Here is a 22781-nt window from a genome sequence, read left to right as displayed (position 1 = left end):
TATCATGAGACGGTTTGCTAAGCGCTTGATATTATTCGTGTTCATATTGGGGATTTTGCTTGTTGTTTCCTATAACGGGAATAAGATATTATTTGATAAATTCGGATTTCAGGTGCCTTCAGATGTAGAGACACTTATTACGGGTAGCTCCTTGGCGACAGGAGGAATAAACCCTGATTACATAGAAAAATCCTGCAATGTGGGTCTTGCCGGAGAGCCTGCAGTAGTGTCTTTTGTAAAAATAAGGGATTTGTTATCCCGACCGAATAATGTGGACAGAATCATATTGTCCTTTTCTCTGGTAGAAACTTCCTCTTATTGGGATTTGGTGTTTTCGGAGAATAAAACAAACGGAGTTGAGATTTTTTCGAGAATTTCCTTTTTGCGTGAAGAGAATGGTCTTGATTTATTTGAAGGTATTCCGGTAAATTATTTTGCTTATTCTGAGGTTTACTTGAGGAATCGGATATTTCCCGTAATTCCATACCTTATCAATGTTTTTAAGAAGGAGGAAAAGATTTATCCACATATTGGCGGTTATACGAATGTTGAGTTTAACCGGAGAGAGGTTGAAGAAAGAGTTGATAACAGGCAGGAAATACTAAATAAAATGTTTCTTCATGATTCATTTCCTGAGAATATCAGTAAAATGAATTTTAACTATCTGGATTCTATTGTCGCACTTACTGACAGGATGAATGTTGATCTTATTCTTGTGGGAATGCCTATGGAGAATAGTTTGTTTGAAATGATTCCATCTACCAATAGAATTTATTATCTGGAACAGGTTGAAATGCGCTTAAAGCAACCTCATGTTTCTTTTATTAATCTTACAAACTATTTTAATTCCCCTGATTTCTTTGGTGATTATGTTCATATTAACAGGGTTGGTGCTGATTCAATAGCTAAAGTTCTTGAAGGATATATCGTAGAAACTAAAAATTAAAGTGTAACCTTCAGAAAGCGAGCCTTTTTTCTTTTGGAGAAATACAGAGTGTTATTTTGATAAAGAAAGGTTATGTTCTTTTAAGGCCGAAGGTCTTTGAGCAGAGGAGGTCAGGGCAACCTTCTGGAACTAAATGCGTTTCTCCATATTCCCTGTTTTGGTTAGGTCGCAACCATAAACGGAAGTATTTATTACAATTTTTCTGGGGAGTTGTTCCAAACCATTGTTTGTAGGTTTTCAGCCTGTTTGTGCATTTTCCGTTTTATATATGTGGCAGAGTCATTGATTTCAGTAAATAGCTTATTAGGTTATTTAATCAATCCATTCGTCAATAAATAGGACGGTATAATAAAAACCCACTTGCAATGCTTATTGCTCCTGCTTTAACTTGTGATTCCTGAAGTGAGGTTATTGCTTGTTTTAAGAAATTATTAAATCAAGGCATTAAGTGTTGTTGTATATGGATAAATATGATTTTCAGTTCCAAAAAATTATCCCAATGAGAAGTTTGGTGACAAGAATATTTGAAGGAAAAATAGTTTCTCCATGGTGGATATTTGTTATTGATATGCTGCTGGTTAACAGCTCTTTAGTGATGGCCTATATTCTTAGGGTTAATGTCAACCTGGAAGAATATTCCATGTGGGATTTCCTGAGGACAGTCGGTTGGACTTCCATTACTTACGCGTTCTTTTTCCTGATTTTTAAGACATATCGCGGGGTTATTCGTCATACCAATCTCGATGAGTTAAAAAATATGTTTCTTGCATCCACTTCTTCACTTATATTTCTATTGGCAGTAGTCTCGTTTTTGGGTCCTCAGGGAGTTTTGTTTGGGGGTACTCCCCGCCTGGTGTTGATTATTCATTATCTTTTGGTGATATTTCTTTCTTTTGGATTTAGGATGCTGGTTAAAGAGGCCTATAATTATTTTACCAGCCGGAAAGGAAATATCAACACCATAATCTACGGGACCGGTGATTTGGGTTTGATTACAATGGAAGCCATCAAAAGCAATAAGAATAACGAATATAATGTTATTGGTTTTGTGGATGAGGATTCCGGCAGGCATCATGTCACTTTATCTTCATTGCCCGTTGTAAAATGGAGTGATGTTGCAAGCGGTAAAGGTAAACTTTCTAAAGTTGAGGTGATTATCCTGGCAGTTAATGATATTACCGTTGAGAGGAAACAGGAAATTGCAGATGCCTGTCTGGAAAATAACTGGAAGTTGAAGATAATGCCAACTGTTTCCAATTGGTTGAACGGGATCTCCAATACAGAGCAGATAAGAGACGTTAAGATTGAAGACTTGCTTGGACGGGAGGAGATTCGTCTCAGTCAGAAGAATATTATGGAAGGCTTAACCGGGAAAACTATTTTAGTTACAGGAGCTGCCGGCTCTATTGGCTCAGAGATTGTGCGTCAGTTGATGAAATTTCCCGTTAAGCAACTGTTGCTTCTCGATCAGGCCGAATCTGCTTTATATGACTTGCAACAGGAAATGCTGTTGAGTTACAGCGATGCTCCTTTTGAGTTGATTCTTTGCAGTGTGACCAATAAAAACAGAATCAGGAAGGTTTTTGAGAATTGGGACATCGATATTGTCTTTAATGCTGCAGCTTACAAGCATGTTCCATTAATGGAATCTGCACCTTATGAGGCCATTCATGTTAATATCGGAGGAACAAAGAATCTTGCTGATATGGCTGTGGAGTTTGGCGTAGAGAAATTTGTGATGGTTTCAACCGATAAAGCGGTAAATCCCACAAATGTGATGGGAGCTTCCAAAAGGGTTTGTGAAATTTATGTGCAGGCTTTATCCGCACAAAAAGGGGGCAAAACACAGTTTATCACTACTCGCTTTGGTAATGTCTTAGGATCTAATGGTTCGGTAATTCCTTTGTTTAAAAAGCAAATTGCTCAGGGTGGACCGCTGACTGTTACACATAAAGACATTACCCGGTTTTTCATGACCATTCCCGAAGCTTGCCAACTTTTGCTTGAGGCTGCTTTTATGGGGAATGGAGGAGAGATCTATGTTTTTGATATGGGGAAACCGGTAAAGATTGATGATCTGGCCAAGAATATGATAAGACTCGCCGGATTGAAGCTTGGCGAGGATATTCAAATCAAATATACCGGTTTGAGACCGGGAGAAAAGCTTTATGAAGAGTTGTTGGCATCTTCCGAGAATACGTTACCTACCTATCATAAAAAGATTATGATTGGGAAAGTTCGTCCGGTTGATTTTTATCAGGTGAATAAAGAAATTGAGGAGATGTTGAATAGCCTGAACTTTGAGTCGGATGATATTCTCTTTTCCCGACTGAAGGGGATGGTCCCCGAGTTTTTCGGCGCCAGATTTGAGAGACAACTTGAAGCTGATGGTGTGGTTAAAGTTGGAAAATGAGTTCTCAAGTTTCCGCAAATTTAGGTTGTTTTAAGGTTACTTATAGTTATCAGCCAGATCTTACTTATGAAGAGGTTGTTCATTTTCGATTTGGACTAAAGATTCGCTTGTAGACTTGTTCTTTATGACATATTATTTTTGCTGAAATACGGATGGTTTTTTAGCACTTGTGAAATGGGGGCGTTCGCCAAGGGATGTTCTCAATTAGCATAAAAATAGTTAGTTAAGGAGTTGTGCTTAGTTTTATCTGGTGTGTAGCCTGAAAATGGAGCGCACCACAATTACCTTCTGTGGAAAGATAGTTTTTATTTCTTATGTTAAAATAAAGTACACAAAAATCATTGATAAAAGTTAGACAATAACAATGTTATTTAATTCAATTGATTTTGCTGTTTTTTTACCGATAGTCTTTATTCTATATTGGTTTGTAATAAAAAAAAATCTGAAGCTTCAAAACTTGCTGATTGTAGTAGCGAGTTATGTTTTTTATAGCTGGTGGGATTGGAGATTTTTATCATTAATTGTCTTTAGTACAATCGTTGATTATACTGTTGGCTTCAAACTAAAAAATGAAGAAAACCAATCTAAACGGAAACTTTTGTTATGGGCAAGCATTGTTGTAAACCTTGGATTTTTAGGTGTTTTTAAATACTATAATTTCTTTTTAGATTCATTATATCATGTAATTCCGGGTCTTCAGGTTGTTTTGGGTTTCAATTCAATTGAAATCATTTTACCTGTTGGGATTAGCTTTTATACTTTTCAAACGTTAAGTTATACGATTGATGTTTACAAGAGAAAACTGGAACCAACTAGTGATTTTATTGCTTTTGCTGCCTTTGTAAGTTTTTTCCCTCAATTAGTTGCTGGACCAATAGAGCGTGCAACCAATTTATTACCTCAGTTTTTTCATAAAAGAACTTTTAACTATGCCAAGTTTGTTGACGGAATGCGTCAAATTCTTTGGGGTTTGTTCAAAAAAATAGTCGTTGCGGATAATTGTGCTGAATTTGCAAATCAAATCTTTAATAATTCAGCAGAAATGAATGGGAGTACGCTGATTTTTGGAGCTTTGTTTTTTGCTTTTCAGATATACGGAGATTTTTCTGGGTATTCAGATATCGCCATAGGTACGTCTAGGCTTTTTGGGTTTAACTTAATGCAAAACTTTGCTTTTCCATATTTTTCAAGAGATATAGCAGAGTTTTGGAGAAGATGGCATATCTCCCTTTCAACTTGGTTTAGAGATTATCTTTACATCCCTATAGGCGGTAGCAGAGGTGGGACTTTAATGAAAGTTAGAAACACATTTATAATTTTTATTGTAAGTGGATTTTGGCATGGTGCAAATTGGACTTTTATTATCTGGGGCGCACTAAACGCCATATTCTTTTTGCCATTATTGCTAACCAATAATAATAGAAACAACCTGAGAATTGTAGCCCAAGACAGGTATTTACCGACTTTTAAAGAATCTTTTCATATGCTTATTACTTTTGCCTTGACTGTATTTGCATGGGTATTTTTTAGAGCCGAGAACTTAGGACATGCGTTCGACTATATTAAGGGTATTCTTACAAGCGAGAATTTTTTTAATGTTATTCCTACTTCATGGGGTGGACGATTGTTGTCTGACTTCGCATTTTCGTTGTTAAATATAGTGCTATTAATAGTAGTTGAATGGTTTGGAAGAGATAAACAATATGGAATAGAGTTTCTTTTTGGGATTAAATATCGAATAGTTAGATGGAGCTTGTATATTTTGCTCATATTGTATATAATAGTATTTGCTGGAGGGTCTCAGGATTTTATTTATTTTCAATTTTGAAACCAATATGAAACGATTCATTGTTGATATTGTAATATTTTCAATAATTTTATATGTTGTAACTTTATGTTTGGATAAAGTTGTTTCTACCGGTCTTAGGAGAAGTGAGACAACATTATTTTATAACCTAACAAAAATAAATCAGGGGAAATTAAATGCTGATCTTATTGTTAATGGTAGTTCCAAAGCGTTAGTGCAGGTTGATCCCTTTATTATTGATTCTATATTGGGGATTAATTCATACAATCTTGCCTTAGACGGCACTCCGTTTATCCCTCAAAAGGCTCAGTATGAGTTTTATAGATTGAAAAACACTAAACCCAAGATAATTATTCAAATAGTAAGTAATGGGACACTTAGGAGTCTAAATAAAGGTTTTAAAAACTCCATAAAATTTGCACCTTATTTAAATATTCCGGAAGTAAAGGAGCTTATGAAGTTAACAGGAAGTTTCAATTGTCTGGATTATTCTGTCCCGATGGTAAAGTATTCAGGTAAGCCTTTTGAAATTATAACCGGAATGCTATCTTTCTTAAATGTTCAGATTTTTAAAGTTCAGGATTCAAGAGGATATTTCCCAAAAGATAAATCCTGGCCAACAAATGCCAATGAAGGGATAGAATCATCGTTAAAAGAAAATGGGATGACAGATTTTGATTATACCCAATTGGTACAAGAATTTACATCCTCGGATAGCGTTTCCGTTCAAAATTTTGAGCGCTTCTTGGCTAAATGTGAAACGGAAGAAATCATAGTCTTTTTAGTTTATCCTCCCATACATGCAGAAGGATTTAATACAATTCTGAATGTAGATTACTACAACAGGATAGCTCATAAATACAATGCCTGTTTTCTTGATTATTCAAGGGATTCTCTTTTGGTTTTTAACAAAAAGTATTTTTACAATTCTCAACACTTAAATGTTGACGGAGCTACAATATTTACAAAAAAGTTAGCTGAGGATATAAATGCACGAATAAACAATGATCTAAATAACTGATTCTTCTGATTATGTGTTCTCCCACGATTTTTTTAGACATTTTGGAGATTCTCGTGTTTTATCAGAAATGACTCGATTGGCAAAATATGAGGTAGCGTTTTAAAATAAATTTGGTCATACCTGAGCATGTCCATATGGGGGCGATATATTGGTGGGAGTATTAGGAAAGACAGACCGTGGATACATCTTCTTGTACCTGAGAAACGATAATGAGAGTGCATTCTGCTTATCATAATAGATCAGCAATGTTAAAAAAATATAAAGATTTGGTGGTGGGGGCGAACAAAATGACATTCTTTTTAAGCAAAAAGAATAATATATTCCTTTGATAATATTGAACTTGAAGAAACTGAAATTTGGTTTATGTGGAAATGTAGCCTTCCCCGAAATATTCCTTTCCTTAAAAAGTTGTTTTCACATACCTTTTATGCTAAAATTAATAAAATAGGACATTGGTGTTAATTTCTTTCAGTTTTTCTTCCGTAAATATGTGATTTGTTCAAAAGATAAAAGTTTTAAATCATATTAATTGATAATATCTTTCTATGAAAGGAGAATGTGATTTTCCCTTCCGAATCATTTCGGGGTTTTTTATTTTCGTTCTTTCTTTCTCCTTTTTTTCCTCTTCTTAATCTCTTTTTCAGTATTGTAATAATACGAATAATCTTTCCTCTCAAACTGGGCGCCGTTCAATACAATTCCCACATGCTCCAGTTTTTTCATCTTTTCATCATTCAAACATTTCTTGAGGACCGATTTAGGGGTTACATTCTGACGGGTGATCAGCAATGTCAGATCACTATATTTGGTTAAAAGATAGGCATCACTGACCAGGCCTACGGGTGGAGTGTCAATGATTATAATCTCAAAATGCTTTTTGAGGTTGGTAAAAAGTTGATCGGTTTTTTTGTTGGCAATTAATTCCGTAGGGTTTGGCGGAATGTCTCCTGATGTTAGGATGTTCAGGTTTCCTGTTCTGGATGGCTGAACAAGTGTTTCCCATTCTTTTTCTCCAAGCAGATAATGTACCAGTCCCGGTGTTTTTAAATCCGGGAACATCTCTTCGTTAATGGCCGGCATCCTCAGGTCAAACCCCATCAATAAAGTTGTTTTCCCTAATTGAGCAAAAGAATTTGCCAGGTTGGCCGCAAATACGGTTTTTCCTTCTGATGGGACAGACGAGGTTACCAGAATTGTTTTTTCAGGTTGTTCCAGAGCGTAAAATCCAATGGAGGTTCTGATATTTCGAAAAGCTTCGGCCAATGGGGAATGTGAGTTGGCCTCTAATACAAGCCTTTTGTTGGAGTCTGAATGCAGCGGAACAGTTCCTATGAGGGGATAGTTTGTTAATTCCGAAATTTCGGACTCATCCTGAATCTTATCATTGTTGTACACTTTTAAGAAAACAATAACTGCCGGAAACATAAGGCCGAAAACCACAATCATTAGCATACTTCGAGTTTTGTCGGGGGTAACCTGTCCCCGGGCAATGGCCTCTTCTACAATTTCGTGGTCCGGGAGGTTGGACGACTTGGCCAGCTGAGCTTCAGCCCTGCGCTCGAGCAGGTAGGTGTACATCTCATCGTTCATCCGAAACTTCCGTTCAATGTTTAAAAGTGTCTGCTCTGTTTTTGGCAGTTTTCTAATTTCCTGACTTAGCTGATAGAGTCTCTTGTTCAGATCGTTCAGAGAAAGTTGCGTTGTTTCAATAATGCTGCGGGTGGTCTGCAGCAGGGAATTTCTTAAAGTTTGGATCCGATGATTGATCCGGACAATATTGGGATTTTCGATATTGGTGTTGAATTGGAGACTGGATTTTTCTGCGTTGAGGGAGGCCAATTCTCCAATAAGCTGATTTAATACCGGATCGTTGACCCCCATTGCCGAAGGAGCTACAATGTCATTGATGTCCAGATTGTTTTCGATGTTATTCAGGAGATACGTGAGGTAATCAAGACGTGCTTCCAGTGTAGCCTTTTCATTTTCCAGTTCATTAGATTGGGTGATAATCATTTGTCCCTGAAAAGATACATCCATTACTTCATTGCGACTTCTGAACCCCTCGAGAACAGACTCTGCCGCGGCCAGTGAATCCATTACTCCTACAAGTTGCCTCTCAATAAACTCAATGGTATTGGAGGCAATTTGGTTTTTTTTGTCAAGGGTATAATTCACTGAGTTCTGAGCTAGTTTGTTCAGGAAGTTTTTTCCTTTCTTGATGTTGTTCTCAGTAATAGAAATCTCAATTATTGAACTTTCCCGGGTTACTCTGTCCAGTCTTATTTTCGATTGATAATGCCCTGCCAGTGTTTTGATTGTTCTGGTTTTAAATAGGAATTTCCGACCAATATATCTCTCTCCGCGAGAAATGATTTCCTCATTGGGAGCAATTGTGAAAACAAAATCAGGCGTACTGATTTTTTCGAAAAATTTGTGTGTTTCGGAATAATATTGATTATCATGTATTAAAGAAAGGGTAAACTGATCCTTTGAATGAAATTCTACTGAAAAGTCCAGGTTGGATAACTTGACTTCTGAAGTATCCGGGATTACTGTAAATGGGCTTTCCTGGTAAATTTCATTGGTTCGAAATAAATCATCTTTAAAATAGGAGATGGTAAAATCAAGTTGTTTTAAAACTTTTTCAATTTGTCGTCGGGAGGTGAGAATGATTAGCTGGTTCTCAATGTTGCTTTGACTTCCCAGGTTTATTCCAGGGAGCGCATTTTCTCCACCGCCTGTCATGGATGACTGATTATCATTGCCCTCTGACACCAGTAATCTGGTGCTTATTTGGTATTGAGGAGTGGTGGTTTTATTGTATAAAATAACTCCCGCTATTGTAAGCGTCAGAAATATTGGAAAGAAATACCAGTACTTCAGCATCTGCTTCAATAACTTCAATATATTCAGATTGTTTTCTCTTTCTGTATTTTCGTTGTAATTTGTCATTCTTCAAATCTTTAGTTGTCTTCCCGCGAGTTCAGATAAGTTAGTATGGCAAAAGTGGCTGTAATCATAGAAACACCTGCCGTAACAAATGTGGCATTCAGGCTTAATGCTTTGTAAGGTCTGGGCTCTACATAAATAATGTCGCCTGGTTGAAGCCAGAAGTATTGCGAATAGATGGTTCGCTCATCTGTGATGTCTATGATAAACATTTGAGGAATTTCATTCCGATGACGAATAAGGCGTACCTTTTTCCGGTTTCCAAAGTCTGTAAGGTCTCCGGCCAGACTGAGTGCTTCTATGATGTTAATTTTCTCACTGTTAAGAGGGAATCTGCCCGGCATATTAACTTCGCCTATAACGGTAATGTTATCATTTAATTGCTTTACGATGACATTACTTTGTTCCAGATATCTGCTTACGGCAAGTGTGATTTTCTCGCGTATTTCTTCCAAAGTGAGGCCTGCTACAAATATTTTTCCAATAAAGGGGTATTCAATTGAACCGTCCTTGTCCACCCGGTATCCCAAAAGACTTGTGGCCGATGCTGATTCCGGCATATTGGTATAACCCGATTCATTATTCAGAAAAGCAGATGTTTGCTCATCTAAACTGGTAACCCTGATGTAAAGCAAGTCGTTAACCTCTACTTTGTATTCGGGGGGATTCTGCAAAAAGGTTCCATCAATATCATTTAACTTCCTTGGTAAGTCTCCGTCAAGGTAAATAGATTTCTTTAATGAATAACATGAAGAAAAAAGTACTAATACCATGCTTACAACCAATGTTTTTATCAATCCGTTTATCATCTTCTGGAAATTTATCAGATAGTAATTTTTTTATGACCTCAATTTCAACCAAAGTTACGGTATAATGCAAGAAAATAATCAAGGAAATATTTGCGCTGGTCAAATAAAATGCCGGGTTTGGGTATTTCAGGGAATTGTGGGAAATATTTATAATCAGATTTTGGGAGGTGTCCTTAAAAAGTGTGACAAAAAAACTGGTTGTAAAATTACAAAATTACGCCGCTCAAATAAAAGTATAGCGCTTCTGTCAAAATCCAATCGACAACGGCTGGCTTTCTACTTATATTTCAAAAACATTAATTGTTTTCAAAATAAATCTTGTTGTTATGAGAATATTATTGTTTGTTTTTTCTATCATGTTGGCAGGGGTTGGATTTTCCGGCTGCGATAATGCGAAAGTTGAAAATCCCGGTAAAGCAAAAAATGCTAAAGTTGTTTTTTTGCATCACAGTACAGGTGGAGTTATTTGGCGGGTGGAAAACAGCCTTTGGGCCAGAGTTAAACGAAAAATAGGTTTTGAGACAGGAATCCCGAGGTGGTTTGAAAAATATAACAAACAAAATGAAACCAATTATCAGGTTATTGAAATGAATTTTCCAAAACGCGATCCGTATGGCTGGAATAATTATCCATATGATTATTATAATATATGGGTGAAAAACGGGCACCAGGATTATTTTATGGAGGAGCCCACATTAAAAACACTTACCGCTGATTATGATGTTGTCATTTTCAAGCATTGTTTCCCGTCCAGCGATATTGTATTTGATGTTCAGCCTGATGTGGATTCAGATGTTAAATCCGTAGAAAACTACAAATTACAATATGAGGCTTTAAAGAAGGAGATGCATAAGTATCCGGATACAAAATTTTTGCTTTGGACTCCGCCTGCGCTGGTTGAAGCGGTTACAACTCCGGAAGCTGCAAGAGCTGCAACGGAGTTCTCTATGTGGGTCCTTGAGGATTGGGATCAGCCCGATGACAATATCTTTTTATGGGACTTCAGGACCCTGGAAACCGAGGGGGGGATATATCTGGCCCCTGAAAATGCTGCTGGTGAGCGGGACTCACATCCATCCTACTCCTTTGCAAAACGAATTTATCCGCTTTTTGCCCGTAGAATTGTGGAAGTGATTGAACATGAATCCCGGAATGTGAAATAAGTTTTACTAATAGAAAAATATGAACCGAATGAAGGAATCAGTTAAAAACTTTATTGCAGAAACATCTTTTACCGATCCTGCAAAAATTCAAGATGATACAATGCTTTTTGAGGAGGGGATTTTTGACTCAATGGGCTTATTGAGTCTTATTTCATTTTTGGAAGAAAGCTTTGGAATACAGACCGATGATGTCGATTTGATGGAGGATAATTTTAAAAATCTGAATGCTATTGAGGAGTATATCAAAAGGAAAAAAAGTTATTCGGCAGTTTAGCTGAATAACTTTTTTTTTACAACTCCAGTTCTCCTTTTCCCTGCCGAACAATTTCAAACTCGCCCTCTGTGGTGCAATCCACAATGGTAGAAGCCTCGTTTCCTCCATAACCTCCATCGATTACTATATCAACAAGGTTCTGATATTTTTCATGAATCAATTCCGGATCTGTGGTATATTCAAGGATTTCATCTTCATCTTTTATGGATGTACTCAGAATTGGATTGCCCAGTTCTTTGACAATCTCAATAATAATGGGATTGTCAGGGATTCTGAGGCCAATGGTTTTTTTATTGCTTTTAAAAAATTTCGGGACACTATTGCTTGCCTGCAAAATGAAAGTGAAAGGTCCGGGAAGATTTTTCTTTACAAGTTTGAAAGTAGCACTTCCCAAAGGTTTGGTGTAATCCGAAAGGTGACTCAGATCATGACAAATAAATGACAGGTGATCCTTTTTGGGATTAATGCCTTTGATTCTTGCTATTTTCTCCAGTGCTTTCGTGTTGTTAATGTCACAACCCAGACCATAAACCGTGTCGGTAGGATAAATAACAATGCCGCCATTGCGCAGTGCCTCCACTACTTTTTGAATTTCCCGGGGATTGGGATTTTCCGGATATATTTTTACAAGCATAGCATCTGTGATTTTGTTCAGGAACAAACAAATATAAGCATAGATTGTGATGGATGACAGGGAAATTCTGATATTTTGAATAAAAAAAGCCTGACTCAAACGAATCAGGCTTTTTTTGAGCGGGAAACGGGACTCAAACCCGCGACCCTCAGCTTGGAAGGCTGATGCTCTATCAACTGAGCTATTCCCGCAAATGTGGGGTGGAACTGGTTTAGTTTTGCTTGAGGCCTTTAAAACCCTGATCCATAAAATGTAAGACCTAAAAAAACCTGATCGGATTACAATCAGGCTTTTTTTTGAGCGGGAAACGGGACTCAAACCCGCGACCCTCAGCTTGGAAGGCTGATGCTCTATCAACTGAGCTATTCCCGCAAAAAGTGGGGAGAGCAGGATTCGAACCTACGAAGGCTGAGCCAACAGATTTACAGTCTGCCCCGTTTGACCGCTTCGGTATCTCCCCGGTAATTATTTTACAAGACCCGCAATTTCAAAGAACATCAATGATGAGCCAATAGAGGGATTCGAACCCCCGACCGGCTGATTACAAATCAGCTGCTCTGGCCAACTGAGCTATATTGGCTTGTACACCCTGGCTTTGGCGAAGGTGTCTTGTCCTCTTTTGTCAATGCTCCGGAGGACGCAGTGGGGAGAGCAGGATTCGAACCTACGAAGGCTGAGCCAACAGATTTACAGTCTGCCCCGTTTGACCGCTTCGGTATCTCCCCGGTAATGTTAAGAACGTTTACAGGCCTTGTATTGCCTTGCGTTTGGGACGACAAAGATAAATAAATTATCTTATCTGCAAACGAAAAATTGATATAATTTTTGTGAGAGCCAATAGAGGGATTCGAACCCCCGACCGGCTGATTACAAATCAGCTGCTCTGGCCAACTGAGCTATATTGGCAGGGCGGGTAAGCTACCTATATCGCACCGCTACAACCGCCTACCCTTGCTGCCGTCAGGCCCTGGGGGAGTTCAGCAGGAGCTGGTCGTATAGGACTTACCCGGGGTGCAAAAGTAGAAATTTTACCATTGCCGGCAAATTTCCGGGTGAAAAAAATTTATTGTTTTTGGGTGGTTTATAGCTAATGTGTTTGATTTCAATTTGTTTTTGCCTGAAAAAAAATAAATTTTTTATGATCTATGGTTAATCTACGGTAGATGTCTCGATACAGAAGTGTTCGTTAAAAAAGGAAATTGCTGCGGTTCTTTTGCTTTTCCTCATATGAATACCTGGTACTGGTTGAGTCTTGAAGTAATCTGTTCTGAAAAACAGAAATTACTCGTTCAATAGTGACAATTTATGTATTTTAGCCGTGTATTAATTTTGAAATAAGTTACATAAACGATGGATGATTTGTCAACAGAAAAGACAGACAGGGAGTTACAAAAAAATAAAGCCAGGTTTGTTTTGAATCAGGGTGCTTTTATGGGACTGGCACTTGCTGGCGTTTTCTGGTTTTTACAAATGACAGGACTCGAGACTTCCTTTTTGGATAGTGTGTTAAACTGGCTTGTTTATATTGGGTTTATTCATATTTCTATGGTGCGTTACCGTCAAAACTTCATGAGCGGTTCGCTTGAGTACGGACAGGGAGTATGGCTGGGAACCCGAATGGCGATGCTCGCCGGTATTGTTTTAGGCGCCTGGATGTTTTTGTATATGAAGGTGATAAATCCGAGTTATACTGATGAATTAATTCTTCAGATGCAGGAAACTTATCTGGCCATGGGAATGTCTGAAAATGAGGTTGCTCAGATGGAAGATATCTTTACTTTGGTTGCCAATCCTGTATTAATGATTTTGTCGGGCATTTTGGGCTCCGGCTTCACCGGGTTGCTGCTCTCCTTGATTATTGCCATATTTCAACGCAGAAGGCCGCAGGATCCGTTTTCTAATGCCATGAAAAATATTGAGTAATGGAGTTAACAGTTATTGTTCCTTTTCTGAACGAAGAAGAGTCACTGCCGGAACTTGTCCGGTGGATTGAACGTGTGTGTTCAAAAATGGAGATCGGATTTGAAGTAGTGGTTGTTGATGACGGGAGTTCTGATAATTCCTGGAAGGTGGTTAAAGAGTTGAAAAAGGAGTTTGACTTTTTGAACGGGCTTCGTTTTCGCAGAAACTATGGTAAGTCTGCAGCATTAAACAAAGGTTTTGAAGTCGCACAGGGTGAAGTGGTGATTACTATGGATGCTGATTTACAGGACAGTCCGGATGAAATACCGGAGCTTTATGCTTTGATTCGTGAGGGAGGGTATGACTTGGTGAGTGGCTGGAAGAAGAAGCGGCATGATCCAATGAATAAAACACTCCCCAGTAAATTGTTTAACAGAACTGCCCGGATTATCTCCGGAATAAAGCTTCATGATTTCAATTGCGGACTTAAGGCATATAGATGTGACGTTGTAAAAAACATTGAGGTGTATGGCGAAATGCATCGCTATATTCCTATATTGGCAAAAAGAGCCGGCTTTCATAAGATTACCGAGAAAGTTGTGGTTCATAGAGAGCGTAAGTATGGAGTAACAAAATTTGGAATTGAGCGATTTATGAAAGGATTTCTGGATCTTTTGTCTGTGATGTTTATATCAAAATTTGGAAATCGGCCGATGCATCTTTTCGGTGCTTTGGGGACACTTATGTTTTTAATCGGATTTGGTCTTGCAATCTGGCTCGGAGCTCATAAGTTGTATTGTGTTGCTCATGGCGTGGTAGCCCCTTTGGTTACCAGTAATCCGTTTTTTTATATTGGGTTGGTTTGCATGATATTGGGAACACAGCTTTTTGTTACCGGTTTCCTGGCAGAATTGGTATCACGCAATCGCCCGGACAGAAATGAGTATCATGTTTCCGAAAAATTTTAAACCAATGGTTAATCCCGGTTAATCCATTGATTAAAAATAATTCTGATTATGTCCTTTTATCAATCTATTGCACCTTACTACGATTATATTTTTCCTCCATCTGCCATGCAGGTAGCCTTTATTAATAGTAAGATGGGAGGTGTTCGCAGCAAGCAAATTCTGGAGGCCGGATGCGGAACCGGAAACCTGGCATTGAAACTGGCAGAACAAAAGGTTTTGGTCGAAGGAATTGATCTGGATCCCGAAATGGTTTCGGCTGCCCGGGAAAAGGCCGGTGCCTCAGAGAATGTTCGGTTTACTCAAATGGATATATTAAAGCTTTCTGAAAAATGGCCACCCAATACATTTGATGCGGTGGTTTCTTTTGGGAATACACTTGTTCATTTGATTGACAAGCAACAGATAAGACAGTTCTTTTTGAATGCTAAAGATGTTTTGAAACCTGATGGTATGTTGATGGTGCAGATTATTCACTACGATCGTATTTTGGATCAGGAAATCGGAGGTTTGCCAACCATTGATAATGATGAAATAAGATTTGAGCGGTTTTATGATTTCAACGAATCAGAAGATGTTGTTGATTTCAGGACTTTTCTTACCGTGAAGAAAAGCGGCAAGGAAATTCGTAATTCGGTAAAATTGTTGCCATTACGAAAAGGTCAGACGGAAAGGTTGTTGCAAGAATGCGGCTTTAAGAATATCCGGTTTTACGGAAGTTTTAAAGAAGATGATCTAACTTCTGATTCTGTTCCTCTTATTTTTACAGCACAAAAATGATTTCCCAGTTATGGTGTTGGGAAATTAAGTTTTATAAGTTCCACCACTTTTTTGTCAATCGGAAAGGTCATGTCTTCAGGCTTTAGGTTTTGAATGGCAATCCATCTGAAGGATTGACTTCCGTTTCTCCCTTTTTCAAAATCAAACTTCTTTCCTGAAATTTTAAGATCATCATTCTCCGGCAGCTGAAAGAGATAGTAAATGCTTATCAGCTGGGTGTTTTTGAAAAATCGGGTTGGTTGAAAAAAGTCGGTGGTATAAAAATGTTCTGTCACCGTTACTTCAATGCCTATCTCTTCCTGACATTCTCTTTTTAAGCATTCCACAGGACCTTCACCATATTCCAGCCCTCCGCCGGGTAGTTTCGTCATATAAGTATCCATTACATATTCATCGGTAACTAGCAGGTGGCGTTCCCGGATACAGATGCCGTAAACTCTGATGTTGAAACAGGTTGGATTGCTCATTTTGAGAAAATAAAAAAGCCGGAGCTCTTCTCTTAAGATTGTAAACCGCGAGAAAGAATCATTTAATTAATTAGGAGCCCCGGCCTGTTAAAGTTTGTTCGTAATGTCGATGCCTTCGGTAAGTTATTTTCTGAACAGACGTTATTTATTGGTTAGCTGTTCATTTACAAATGTAATAACTTCCTCAGGATTTTTCGGGTCAAACCAGTTAATTTCTTTATCCCGGCGGAACCATGACAGTTGTTTGCGTGCATACCTTCGGGAGTTTCTTTTAATTAGTTCAATGGCTTTCTCACGAGATGTTTTTTTATCAAAGTAATCGAAGAATTCCCGATAGCCAACCGTATTGAGAGCGTTTAATTCTTTGTGAGGATACAGATTAACGGCTTCTTCCTCCAATCCCTCCTGTACCATTTTATCTACCCTGGCGTTGATTCGTTGGTGTAAGTCAGTTCGATCCATGTCCAATCCTGTTTTTAGGATTCGAAACGGACGTTTTTTTCGGGTGTTGGTTCTGAGTTCAGAATATGGACGACCGGTCATCAGACATATTTCAACGGCATGAATGACGCGCTTTGGATTCTTCAGGTCCACTTGGGTATAGAAGTCCGGATCCAGTATTTTCAGTTGTCTTCGGATGCTCTCGATTCCCTCGGTTCTATACTTTTGTTGTAAATTTTCCCGAAGTTCAGGATCTATGGTTGGCAAATCGTCAATTCCATTGCAAAAGGCATCTATATACAACATAGAACCGCCTGTCAGAATTATGGTATTGTTTTTCTGAAACAATTTATTGGTTATAGCCAGGGCCTCCTGTTCATATTCATAGGCACTGTAATAATTAAATATGGAATGTGTCCCGATAAGGAAGTGTGGGACCAATTCAAGCTGTTCCTGGTTGGGAGCTGCCGTTCCGATTTTCATTTCCCTGAAGATCTGGCGGGAATCAGCAGAGATTACAGGACAGTTGAGTTCTTGGGCCAGTTGAATGCTAAGGCCGGTCTTTCCGATGCCCGTTGGTCCGGTAATAACGACGACAGTTTTATTGCTTAATACCATTCTTCTTCATCGTATGAGTCTTGTTGTTCGCCGAAGTCCATGATGTCTTCGTTTTCTTCATCTCCTGAAAATTCAAGCAAATCGATGTCATCCAAATCCCCGCTTTCCAGGGCAGAACTGTCCAGTTGAACAGGGGGAGTGCCTTGCCGTCTGATGCATGTAGGGTGCTTTTCTTCCCCGTCGCTCATTTCGAATAATTCTAAGAAAAGTGCGCGTTCGGCAAACTGATCAAAAACGTACAGCAATCTTTGTTTTTTCTCAGTAATAAGTGTTCCCAGCTTGGTAGTGTCCATCACTTTTATGTCTGGATCCTGTCCGTCGGTCATGTCAATAAGTGTGACTTCTGTTTCCTTGTGCCAGTTTTGGTCAGTAAGAAAGAAAGAGGTCATTTGGCTCTTATCATAATTCAATTCATCCACAATGAAAGTATGTAAATCAAAGAAGGTTGCGTGACTGTTAATGGCAATCTCTCTGATAAAGTCTTCATTTTCACTGGATATGATCCGAAATTTATATATCATATAGGTTTGAAATGTTCTGTTCTCTGTTTGATTATGGTAAGGAAAAACGCAAAACTATCCGAATTGTTACAAAAAACAGGTATTTTTCTGCCTGATTTGAGGATTAATTGACAAATGGTGCATAAAGCTGGTTAGAAATTAATTGATTTTAGAATATGATGTATGGTCGATTATTGAGACTGATTGTCTTTTTTATTTGGATTGTATCAGGTGTGAATTGTGTTTTTTCACAGGAGGTTAGAGCAGGTGATGGTGAAAAAACTGATTCCCTTGGGCAGACATCAGGGATTGCAGGTCTGGGAGAAAAAGTACTTGACCTTGTAACCTGGGAGAAGGAGGGGGTGGTATATACTGTTTATCCATCTCTGAGCGTGAGTCCCCGCAATGGGTTTGTATATGGGGTAATGCCTGCTGTTAAGTGGAACAGTGCTCATAAGGGGAAGTATAATACTCTTGCCATCAATGCAGAGCATTCTACTAAAGGGATGCTTCAGCTACAATTGGAGCATGAATGGTACCTTGGAGGGAGGTGGCTGACTACCGGTGAGGCATTTTTGAATAGCAGGGAAGATCAATTCTGGGTGGGAGCCGATGACAGGGATTTTTTCTTTGACAGAAAGGAGTTTCGGATAGAATGGGATTTTTTAAGCAATCCTTTTCCTGCTTTGTGGATTGGCGGAGGGATTCTTCTGAACAATAATCGCTTTGACGAGTCAGCTCCTTTTGTTTTTGAAGGAGAGGGTCTTACAGGAGCTGAAGGTGGCTTTATTGCCGGGGTAGGGCCAAAGCTGGTGGTTGACACAAGGCACCGCACACTATCACCTCAGAGTGGATTGTGGTTGGAAATACTCCCGTTGTTTGCCGGGGTTTCAGGAGTAGGAGATTATAATTATCAGCGATATACCTTTGATGGCCGACAATACCTTACGCTGAAAGAAGAGGTTACTTCGTTGGCTTTTCAGGTAATCATTGATTATGCAGAGGGGAACATTCCGTTTTATGAGGAACCTCAATTGGGGGGGAAGGAGAGACTTCGTGGCATCGGACACCCTCTTGAAGAGACCGGGAATGCTGTGTGGCTGGCGAGAGCCGAAGTTCGACAGCATCTTTGGTGGCGTCTGGGAGTGGTGGCTTTTGCAGGGGCAGGGAAAGCCGACAACGGATATCAAAGACCTTTTACAGACTTGATTTCTTCTGCAGGAGGAGGCCTCCGTTTTAGGATGCTTCCGGACGACCCGCTGAACGTTCGATTTGATTTCGGGGTTTCTTCAATTGGAACCACCGGTTTTTTTATATCTTTGAAAGAAGCTTTTTGATTTGAATATAAATTTTTCCTAATAAATAAACCTCCCAATGAAGTTTTGCTTCTTCTGTACCTTGATTCTTTTAGTGACTTTTTGGAGTTGCCAGACTCCTTTTCAGAAGGAGGCGGAAAGAACCCTGGTTGCAATAGATAGCCTTATTTATGAGGATTATAATGCGGCCAATGATTCTTTAAAAGATATTGATGTTTCGCAGCTGAATTCAAAAAATAGAGGATACTATTATTTGCTGAGTACCATTCTTAAAAGTAGATTGGACCAAACCTTTGTGAGTGATTCGGCCATCAGTGTTGCAGTAGAAAGCTTTCGGAGTCCGTTGCCAAATAATAATATTGCCAGAGCTCTTGTTTACCAGGGGATTGTGAGATATAAGATTCCCAATAGCCCCGATTCACTTGTATTCATTTCGCTGAAGGAGGTGGAGCCAATGATAAATACATTCCCCGGGTTGCTTCGTCTTGAAGAAGAAGCAAAACTTTGGTTTTTCCTTGGCATTCTTCATTATGATAACAATAATTTTCAACAGGCCGAAAAATATCTGGATATGGCTTTACGTAAAGCCGAGCAAATGGAGGATGTATCTGCGGTTGTGATTACCTCTCTGGCGGTGTTTTGGAGATACATTTCTATTGATAATAAGGAAAAGTCTCAGGGTGTGTTGGATAAACTCAGGTTGCTGAATGGAGTTTCGTTTGAGAATCGGTATGATATTATCAATGCGCAAGCTGCTTATTATTATTATTATAAAGATTATGAGAATGCCTTGAAAGAATATAAGATACTTGAGGAGCGGATGTCAGAAGTTAAGCTTAAACCGCGGCTGTCTAATATCTATTATTCTATTTCCCGGGTTTATTCCGGTTTAGGAAAAAGAGATTCAAGTTTGTTTTATGCGAAAAAATCGGTAAAACATTTTCCTGATTCTTTAGGTGAATGGCAGGATTACAATCTGTTTGTCAATTTGGGGAATGAAGCTTCTAAGGTTGGTGATTATGAACTGGCTGCCACCCGATATAAAGATGCGGTTAACTTTCTGGTGGATAAATCAGGCGAAAGAAGTGAAAAGAAGATTTTGGAACTGGAGAAGCAATATGATCTGTCTGAGGCCAGGGTGGAGACATTAAGGCAGAAACAGAAGTTTCAGCGATTTGCCTTTATTGCCGGGGCCGGGTTTGTTCTTCTGGTTTTTATTGTCTTAATCTACTTTCTTAACCTTCGGAAAAGTCGTGTGGAGTATGAAAATGAACGTTTGATGAGAATCTCTGCAGAAAAAGAGGTTGCCGGGAAGGTTCGAGAAGGTTTTCAGCGCCGTCATCTTTTGCGTTTTTATCAGTTGATTACACAGCGGGAGATGGTTGCTCAGCAGCGTTTTGATATGCTTTCTCAAAAATACATTCGGTCAGATTCCTCTGCCTATAAGGAGTTGCAGACCGAATTGAACGCTTTGAAAGAAGAATTCTCAGGAATGATGTATAATTTGATGAACGATGATTTATTCTATTCTAATGTAGACGTTCCCTCAGGCTTTCCACTTAGCAATACGGAGAAAGTTGTTCTTTTTCTGCTAAAGTTTGAGATTCCTTCTGCGGAGATTGCCACAGTCCTGGGAATTACCAATAATAATTTAAGGGTTAGAAAATCTAACCTGAAAAAAAGGATTCTCGAAAATCTCTCTGACTATCCTTCTCTTAATAATTTGCTTGAATTGTTTAATTGATGACGTAAGGTTTATATTAAAACGCAGAAGTCAGGCAAAACAGCAATCAATTGCCGTTCATCTGTTTAATTCTTTGATTTTAAGTGACTTTAACCATTTGTCCCACCGTTTTTCAGGGCCCTTCCATTTATCCCCCCATTGTTAATATTTGAGTGCTAATCGATTGTGATATAGCTTGTTGGGTTGTTTAATGCCATTAAATAAAATGAGTGGCGTTAAAAAGTATTGATTGCGTGCAGGTTAACCATTTACTTTGAATTGTGATTTATTGTTGCACTTATATTCAAAGACCATGTTACAAAGAAATTATTTTTTAGTAATTGCCTTTTTAATGTCAATGACCTTTTCTGGGTTTGCATTCGCAGAAAATGAAGAAGATGATGATTCAGCAGAGTCTGATGATCCAGTAGCAGTTGATTTGTTGAAGGTACGGGACACCACCTTGAAATCTTTTAGTATTCTTAAGAATCTCTCTTCTATGGTATCTGTGGATGCTGAAATAAGAGGAGATGATTTGGTGTTATTTGTTAAGGATTATGTTGGTGTTGTGGATGTTGATGTGACGGCTGTTTCAGGCTCCGGAAGTGTTAGTGATTCTTTCTATGTACATGGCTCCGGCTATTTTGTAGTAGATCTTTCTGCGCTTGCCTCCGGAGAGTATGAAGTTGAGTTAGATATGGGAACTGTGAGGTTTACCGGACAGTTTGCCATTAATTGAATAATACCCGCCCGCCCTGATGTTTAAGCCCTCAAAAGCCCCCTGTGCCCGCGGGGGGCTTTTACTAACAAATGATGATTTATGACTCTGATGCAGGATCAAATCGAATTTTTGCCCTCCACAAAGGAGTGTTTGGCTTCTGTTGAATTCAATTGGAAATCCAGAGCAATTGTGGGTGTTTTTCAAGGAGAAGTAACCGTCGATGATGTTCTCTCTTTTTGGGATGCTTTAATGAAAGAGGATTTGCCTCCCGAAACAAAGGGCGTTTTGCTTGACTTCAGTAATGCTAAATTAAGTTTTAAAGCTTCCGGGTATCTTCGGATAGTGGATTATTTTGTTGAAAATATCTCTTTTGTTGGTCGGTTCAAAATCGGAGTGGTTGCCAATACGCCGCATAATATTGTAGTTCTTATGCTAATTGCCCGTGAAAATTTCATGTATGAATTAAGACCGTTTACTACCAGACGAGCCTGTCTTGTTTGGATTAAGGGATGAAACGAGCATGGAGCTTTGATTTCTCAAAACTGCCACAAAAGAGTATGTGTAAAAGAATTGAGAGTTTCATAAGACCAAAAACTTACGTTAATTTTATACTGATGAGTTGTCTTGTCGTGCTCAGGCTAATACGAATATAGAATACCCTTTAATCTTTTATTATTCCCGTTCTACCCATGTTCTAAGTGCAAAAAAAAGTTTTTTTGTAATTTGGATGTAAGACCCCGGAAGCAATGAATTCTGCTTTCGGGGTTTTTGTTTTTTATTAGTCCCTGCCCGGTCTTATTATCATTGTTTTAGTGGATGTAAAGCCGTTGTTATTGCCTGTTTCCCTTGCTTTTTCCTTCTCCTGGATGCTTAAATCATATTAAAAAAATATGCTTGTATAAACCTTTGTCAATCTTTGTTGTTATTGATAATAAGAATATATTTGCAAATAAAACATATTAAAAAGAGGTGTAATGAAGTTTCCCAAACGCGTACATTATGGTCTTGTGTTTCTTTTGCAGTTGCATTATGCGTGGCCTGGGCACAGGTCGGTAAAAGAATTGGCTGAGTCAGATAATCTTCCGCCAAAATTTCTGGAAGGTATTGCTGTCGATTTTCGCAAAAGTGCCATTGTGAAAGTAAAGAGAGGTGCTCAGGGAGGGTATCGTCTTGCTAGGCCATTGAAAGAGATTTCTTTATTGGAGGTTTTTCGATGTCTCGACCCTGAGTGGGAGAGACAAAGTAAAAAAAACAGAGGGAGCCGCTTACTTCCAGGCAGAAAGCAATTTCTTCTTTTTTGATACAGACCTCAGATTCTGTTGATAAAGTTTT

20 protein-coding genes, 6 tRNA genes and 1 other RNA gene are annotated in these 22781 nt (G+C 38.7%); 14 read left to right on the top strand and 13 right to left on the bottom strand.

All coding sequences use genetic code 11. The features are described 5' to 3' along the window. The first annotated feature begins 4 nt into the window (after nucleotides 1–4). The 4 genes from W7W_RS0111825 (at nucleotide 5) to W7W_RS0111810 (ending at nucleotide 6187) form a co-directional block, all read left to right on the top strand. Nucleotides 5–946 (top strand): hypothetical protein, encoded by a 942-nt coding sequence (locus W7W_RS0111825; protein WP_010663961.1) that lies wholly within the window; start codon nucleotides 5–7, stop codon nucleotides 944–946. A gap of 499 nt (nucleotides 947–1445) precedes the next feature. After that, nucleotides 1446–3359 carry a polysaccharide biosynthesis protein gene (locus tag W7W_RS0111820; RefSeq protein ID WP_025006953.1) on the top strand — a complete coding sequence of 638 codons (1914 nt, stop codon included), beginning with the start codon at nucleotides 1446–1448 and terminating at the stop codon, nucleotides 3357–3359. Nucleotides 3360–3723: 364 nt separating this feature from the next. After that, nucleotides 3724–5187: an MBOAT family O-acyltransferase gene (locus tag W7W_RS0111815; protein ID WP_010663959.1), complete on the top strand. Its 1464-nt coding sequence runs from the start codon at nucleotides 3724–3726 to the stop codon at nucleotides 5185–5187. 7 nt (nucleotides 5188–5194) lie between these two features. Beyond that, the gene (locus tag W7W_RS0111810) at nucleotides 5195–6187 is read left to right on the top strand and encodes a hypothetical protein (RefSeq protein WP_148660882.1); all 993 of its coding nucleotides are present in this window, start codon (nucleotides 5195–5197) and stop codon (nucleotides 6185–6187) included. A 591-nt stretch (nucleotides 6188–6778) separates the two neighbouring features. Here W7W_RS0111810 and W7W_RS0111805 read toward each other — a convergent pair. Both W7W_RS0111805 and W7W_RS22125 read right to left on the bottom strand, forming a co-directional pair. Continuing rightward, the gene (locus tag W7W_RS0111805; protein WP_010663957.1) at nucleotides 6779–9139 is read right to left on the bottom strand and encodes a GumC family protein; all 2361 of its coding nucleotides are present in this window, start codon (nucleotides 9137–9139) and stop codon (nucleotides 6779–6781) included. 11 nt (nucleotides 9140–9150) lie between these two features. After that, complete coding sequence (locus W7W_RS22125) at nucleotides 9151–9945, bottom strand: polysaccharide biosynthesis/export family protein (protein ID WP_025006957.1); 795 nt, start codon at nucleotides 9943–9945, stop codon at nucleotides 9151–9153. A 326-nt stretch (nucleotides 9946–10271) separates the two neighbouring features. Here W7W_RS22125 and W7W_RS0111795 point away from each other — a divergent pair, with 326 nt between their 5' ends. Then, nucleotides 10272–11108, top strand: coding sequence for a hypothetical protein (locus tag W7W_RS0111795; RefSeq protein ID WP_010663955.1), 837 nt, complete (start codon nucleotides 10272–10274; stop codon nucleotides 11106–11108). Nucleotides 11109–11136: 28 nt separating this feature from the next. Beyond that, entirely contained in the window at nucleotides 11137–11382 is a 246-nt protein-coding gene (locus W7W_RS0111790; RefSeq protein WP_010663954.1) for an acyl carrier protein, read from the top strand. 16 nt (nucleotides 11383–11398) lie between these two features. Here the strand turns inward: W7W_RS0111790 and W7W_RS0111785 are convergent, their stop codons facing one another. From W7W_RS0111785 to ffs, 8 genes are all read right to left on the bottom strand, one after another. Further along, nucleotides 11399–12016 carry an L-threonylcarbamoyladenylate synthase gene (locus tag W7W_RS0111785; RefSeq protein WP_010663953.1) on the bottom strand — a complete coding sequence of 206 codons (618 nt, stop codon included), beginning with the start codon at nucleotides 12014–12016 and terminating at the stop codon, nucleotides 11399–11401. A 118-nt stretch (nucleotides 12017–12134) separates the two neighbouring features. Continuing rightward, nucleotides 12135–12207 (bottom strand) — tRNA-Gly (locus tag W7W_RS0111780). Between the two features lie 108 nt (nucleotides 12208–12315). Further along, nucleotides 12316–12388 (bottom strand) — tRNA-Gly (locus W7W_RS0111775). A 6-nt stretch (nucleotides 12389–12394) separates the two neighbouring features. Further along, nucleotides 12395–12476: transfer RNA gene (locus W7W_RS0111770), tRNA-Tyr, on the bottom strand. A 46-nt stretch (nucleotides 12477–12522) separates the two neighbouring features. Next, a tRNA-Thr gene (locus W7W_RS0111765) sits at nucleotides 12523–12596 on the bottom strand. Between the two features lie 63 nt (nucleotides 12597–12659). Beyond that, nucleotides 12660–12741: transfer RNA gene (locus W7W_RS0111760), tRNA-Tyr, on the bottom strand. 107 nt (nucleotides 12742–12848) lie between these two features. Continuing rightward, nucleotides 12849–12922 (bottom strand) — tRNA-Thr (locus W7W_RS0111755). An 8-nt stretch (nucleotides 12923–12930) separates the two neighbouring features. Continuing rightward, nucleotides 12931–13024: signal recognition particle sRNA small type (gene ffs, locus W7W_RS23195), an RNA gene on the bottom strand. Between the two features lie 342 nt (nucleotides 13025–13366). Here ffs and W7W_RS0111750 point away from each other — a divergent pair. From W7W_RS0111750 to W7W_RS0111740, 3 genes are read left to right on the top strand one after another with little or no spacing between them, the layout of a single operon-like run. Next, nucleotides 13367–13939 carry a DUF4199 domain-containing protein gene (locus W7W_RS0111750; RefSeq protein WP_010663952.1) on the top strand — a complete coding sequence of 191 codons (573 nt, stop codon included), beginning with the start codon at nucleotides 13367–13369 and terminating at the stop codon, nucleotides 13937–13939. Next, nucleotides 13939–14886, top strand: a complete 948-nt coding sequence (locus W7W_RS0111745; RefSeq protein WP_010663951.1) for a glycosyltransferase family 2 protein — start codon at nucleotides 13939–13941, stop codon at nucleotides 14884–14886. The genes W7W_RS0111750 and W7W_RS0111745 overlap by 1 nt, the downstream gene beginning before the upstream one ends. 48 nt (nucleotides 14887–14934) lie before the next feature. Next, on the top strand, nucleotides 14935–15663 hold the full coding sequence (locus W7W_RS0111740; RefSeq protein WP_010663950.1) for a class I SAM-dependent methyltransferase: 729 nt from the start codon (nucleotides 14935–14937) through the stop codon (nucleotides 15661–15663). A gap of 8 nt (nucleotides 15664–15671) precedes the next feature. Here the strand turns inward: W7W_RS0111740 and W7W_RS0111735 are convergent, their stop codons facing one another. From W7W_RS0111735 to W7W_RS0111725, 3 genes are all read right to left on the bottom strand, one after another. Continuing rightward, nucleotides 15672–16130 (bottom strand): NUDIX domain-containing protein, encoded by a 459-nt coding sequence (locus W7W_RS0111735; RefSeq protein ID WP_010663949.1) that lies wholly within the window; start codon nucleotides 16128–16130, stop codon nucleotides 15672–15674. Nucleotides 16131–16271: 141 nt separating this feature from the next. After that, nucleotides 16272–17189, bottom strand: coding sequence for a tRNA (adenosine(37)-N6)-dimethylallyltransferase MiaA (miaA, locus tag W7W_RS0111730; protein WP_010663948.1), 918 nt, complete (start codon nucleotides 17187–17189; stop codon nucleotides 16272–16274). Then, nucleotides 17180–17710 carry an IS1096 element passenger TnpR family protein gene (locus W7W_RS0111725; protein WP_010663947.1) on the bottom strand — a complete coding sequence of 177 codons (531 nt, stop codon included), beginning with the start codon at nucleotides 17708–17710 and terminating at the stop codon, nucleotides 17180–17182. Before W7W_RS0111725 ends, miaA begins: the two co-directional genes overlap by 10 nt. A 155-nt stretch (nucleotides 17711–17865) precedes the next feature. Between W7W_RS0111725 and W7W_RS0111720 the strand changes: the two genes are divergently transcribed. The 5 genes from W7W_RS0111720 (at nucleotide 17866) to W7W_RS22915 (ending at nucleotide 22750) form a co-directional block, all read left to right on the top strand. Then, nucleotides 17866–19026: a BamA/TamA family outer membrane protein gene (locus W7W_RS0111720; RefSeq protein WP_238532135.1), complete on the top strand. Its 1161-nt coding sequence runs from the start codon at nucleotides 17866–17868 to the stop codon at nucleotides 19024–19026. 37 nt (nucleotides 19027–19063) lie between these two features. Continuing rightward, a complete protein-coding gene (locus tag W7W_RS22120; RefSeq protein ID WP_010663945.1) occupies nucleotides 19064–20749 on the top strand; it encodes a tetratricopeptide repeat protein in 1686 nt (561 codons plus the stop codon). Between the two features lie 292 nt (nucleotides 20750–21041). Further along, nucleotides 21042–21467 (top strand): DUF3244 domain-containing protein, encoded by a 426-nt coding sequence (locus tag W7W_RS0111710; protein ID WP_010663944.1) that lies wholly within the window; start codon nucleotides 21042–21044, stop codon nucleotides 21465–21467. An 81-nt stretch (nucleotides 21468–21548) separates the two neighbouring features. Further along, on the top strand, nucleotides 21549–21962 hold the full coding sequence (locus tag W7W_RS0111705) for a hypothetical protein (protein WP_010663943.1): 414 nt from the start codon (nucleotides 21549–21551) through the stop codon (nucleotides 21960–21962). A 461-nt stretch (nucleotides 21963–22423) separates the two neighbouring features. Then, the gene (locus W7W_RS22915; RefSeq protein WP_010663942.1) at nucleotides 22424–22750 is read left to right on the top strand and encodes an RrF2 family transcriptional regulator; all 327 of its coding nucleotides are present in this window, start codon (nucleotides 22424–22426) and stop codon (nucleotides 22748–22750) included. Nucleotides 22751–22781: the final 31 nt, after the last annotated feature.

Source organism: Marinilabilia salmonicolor JCM 21150, from assembly GCF_000259075.1.
Classification (GTDB): Bacteria; Bacteroidota; Bacteroidia; order Bacteroidales; family Marinilabiliaceae; genus Marinilabilia; species Marinilabilia salmonicolor.
Note: the sequence above shows the minus strand (reverse complement) of the source record. Positions and strands in the feature narration are given on the sequence as shown.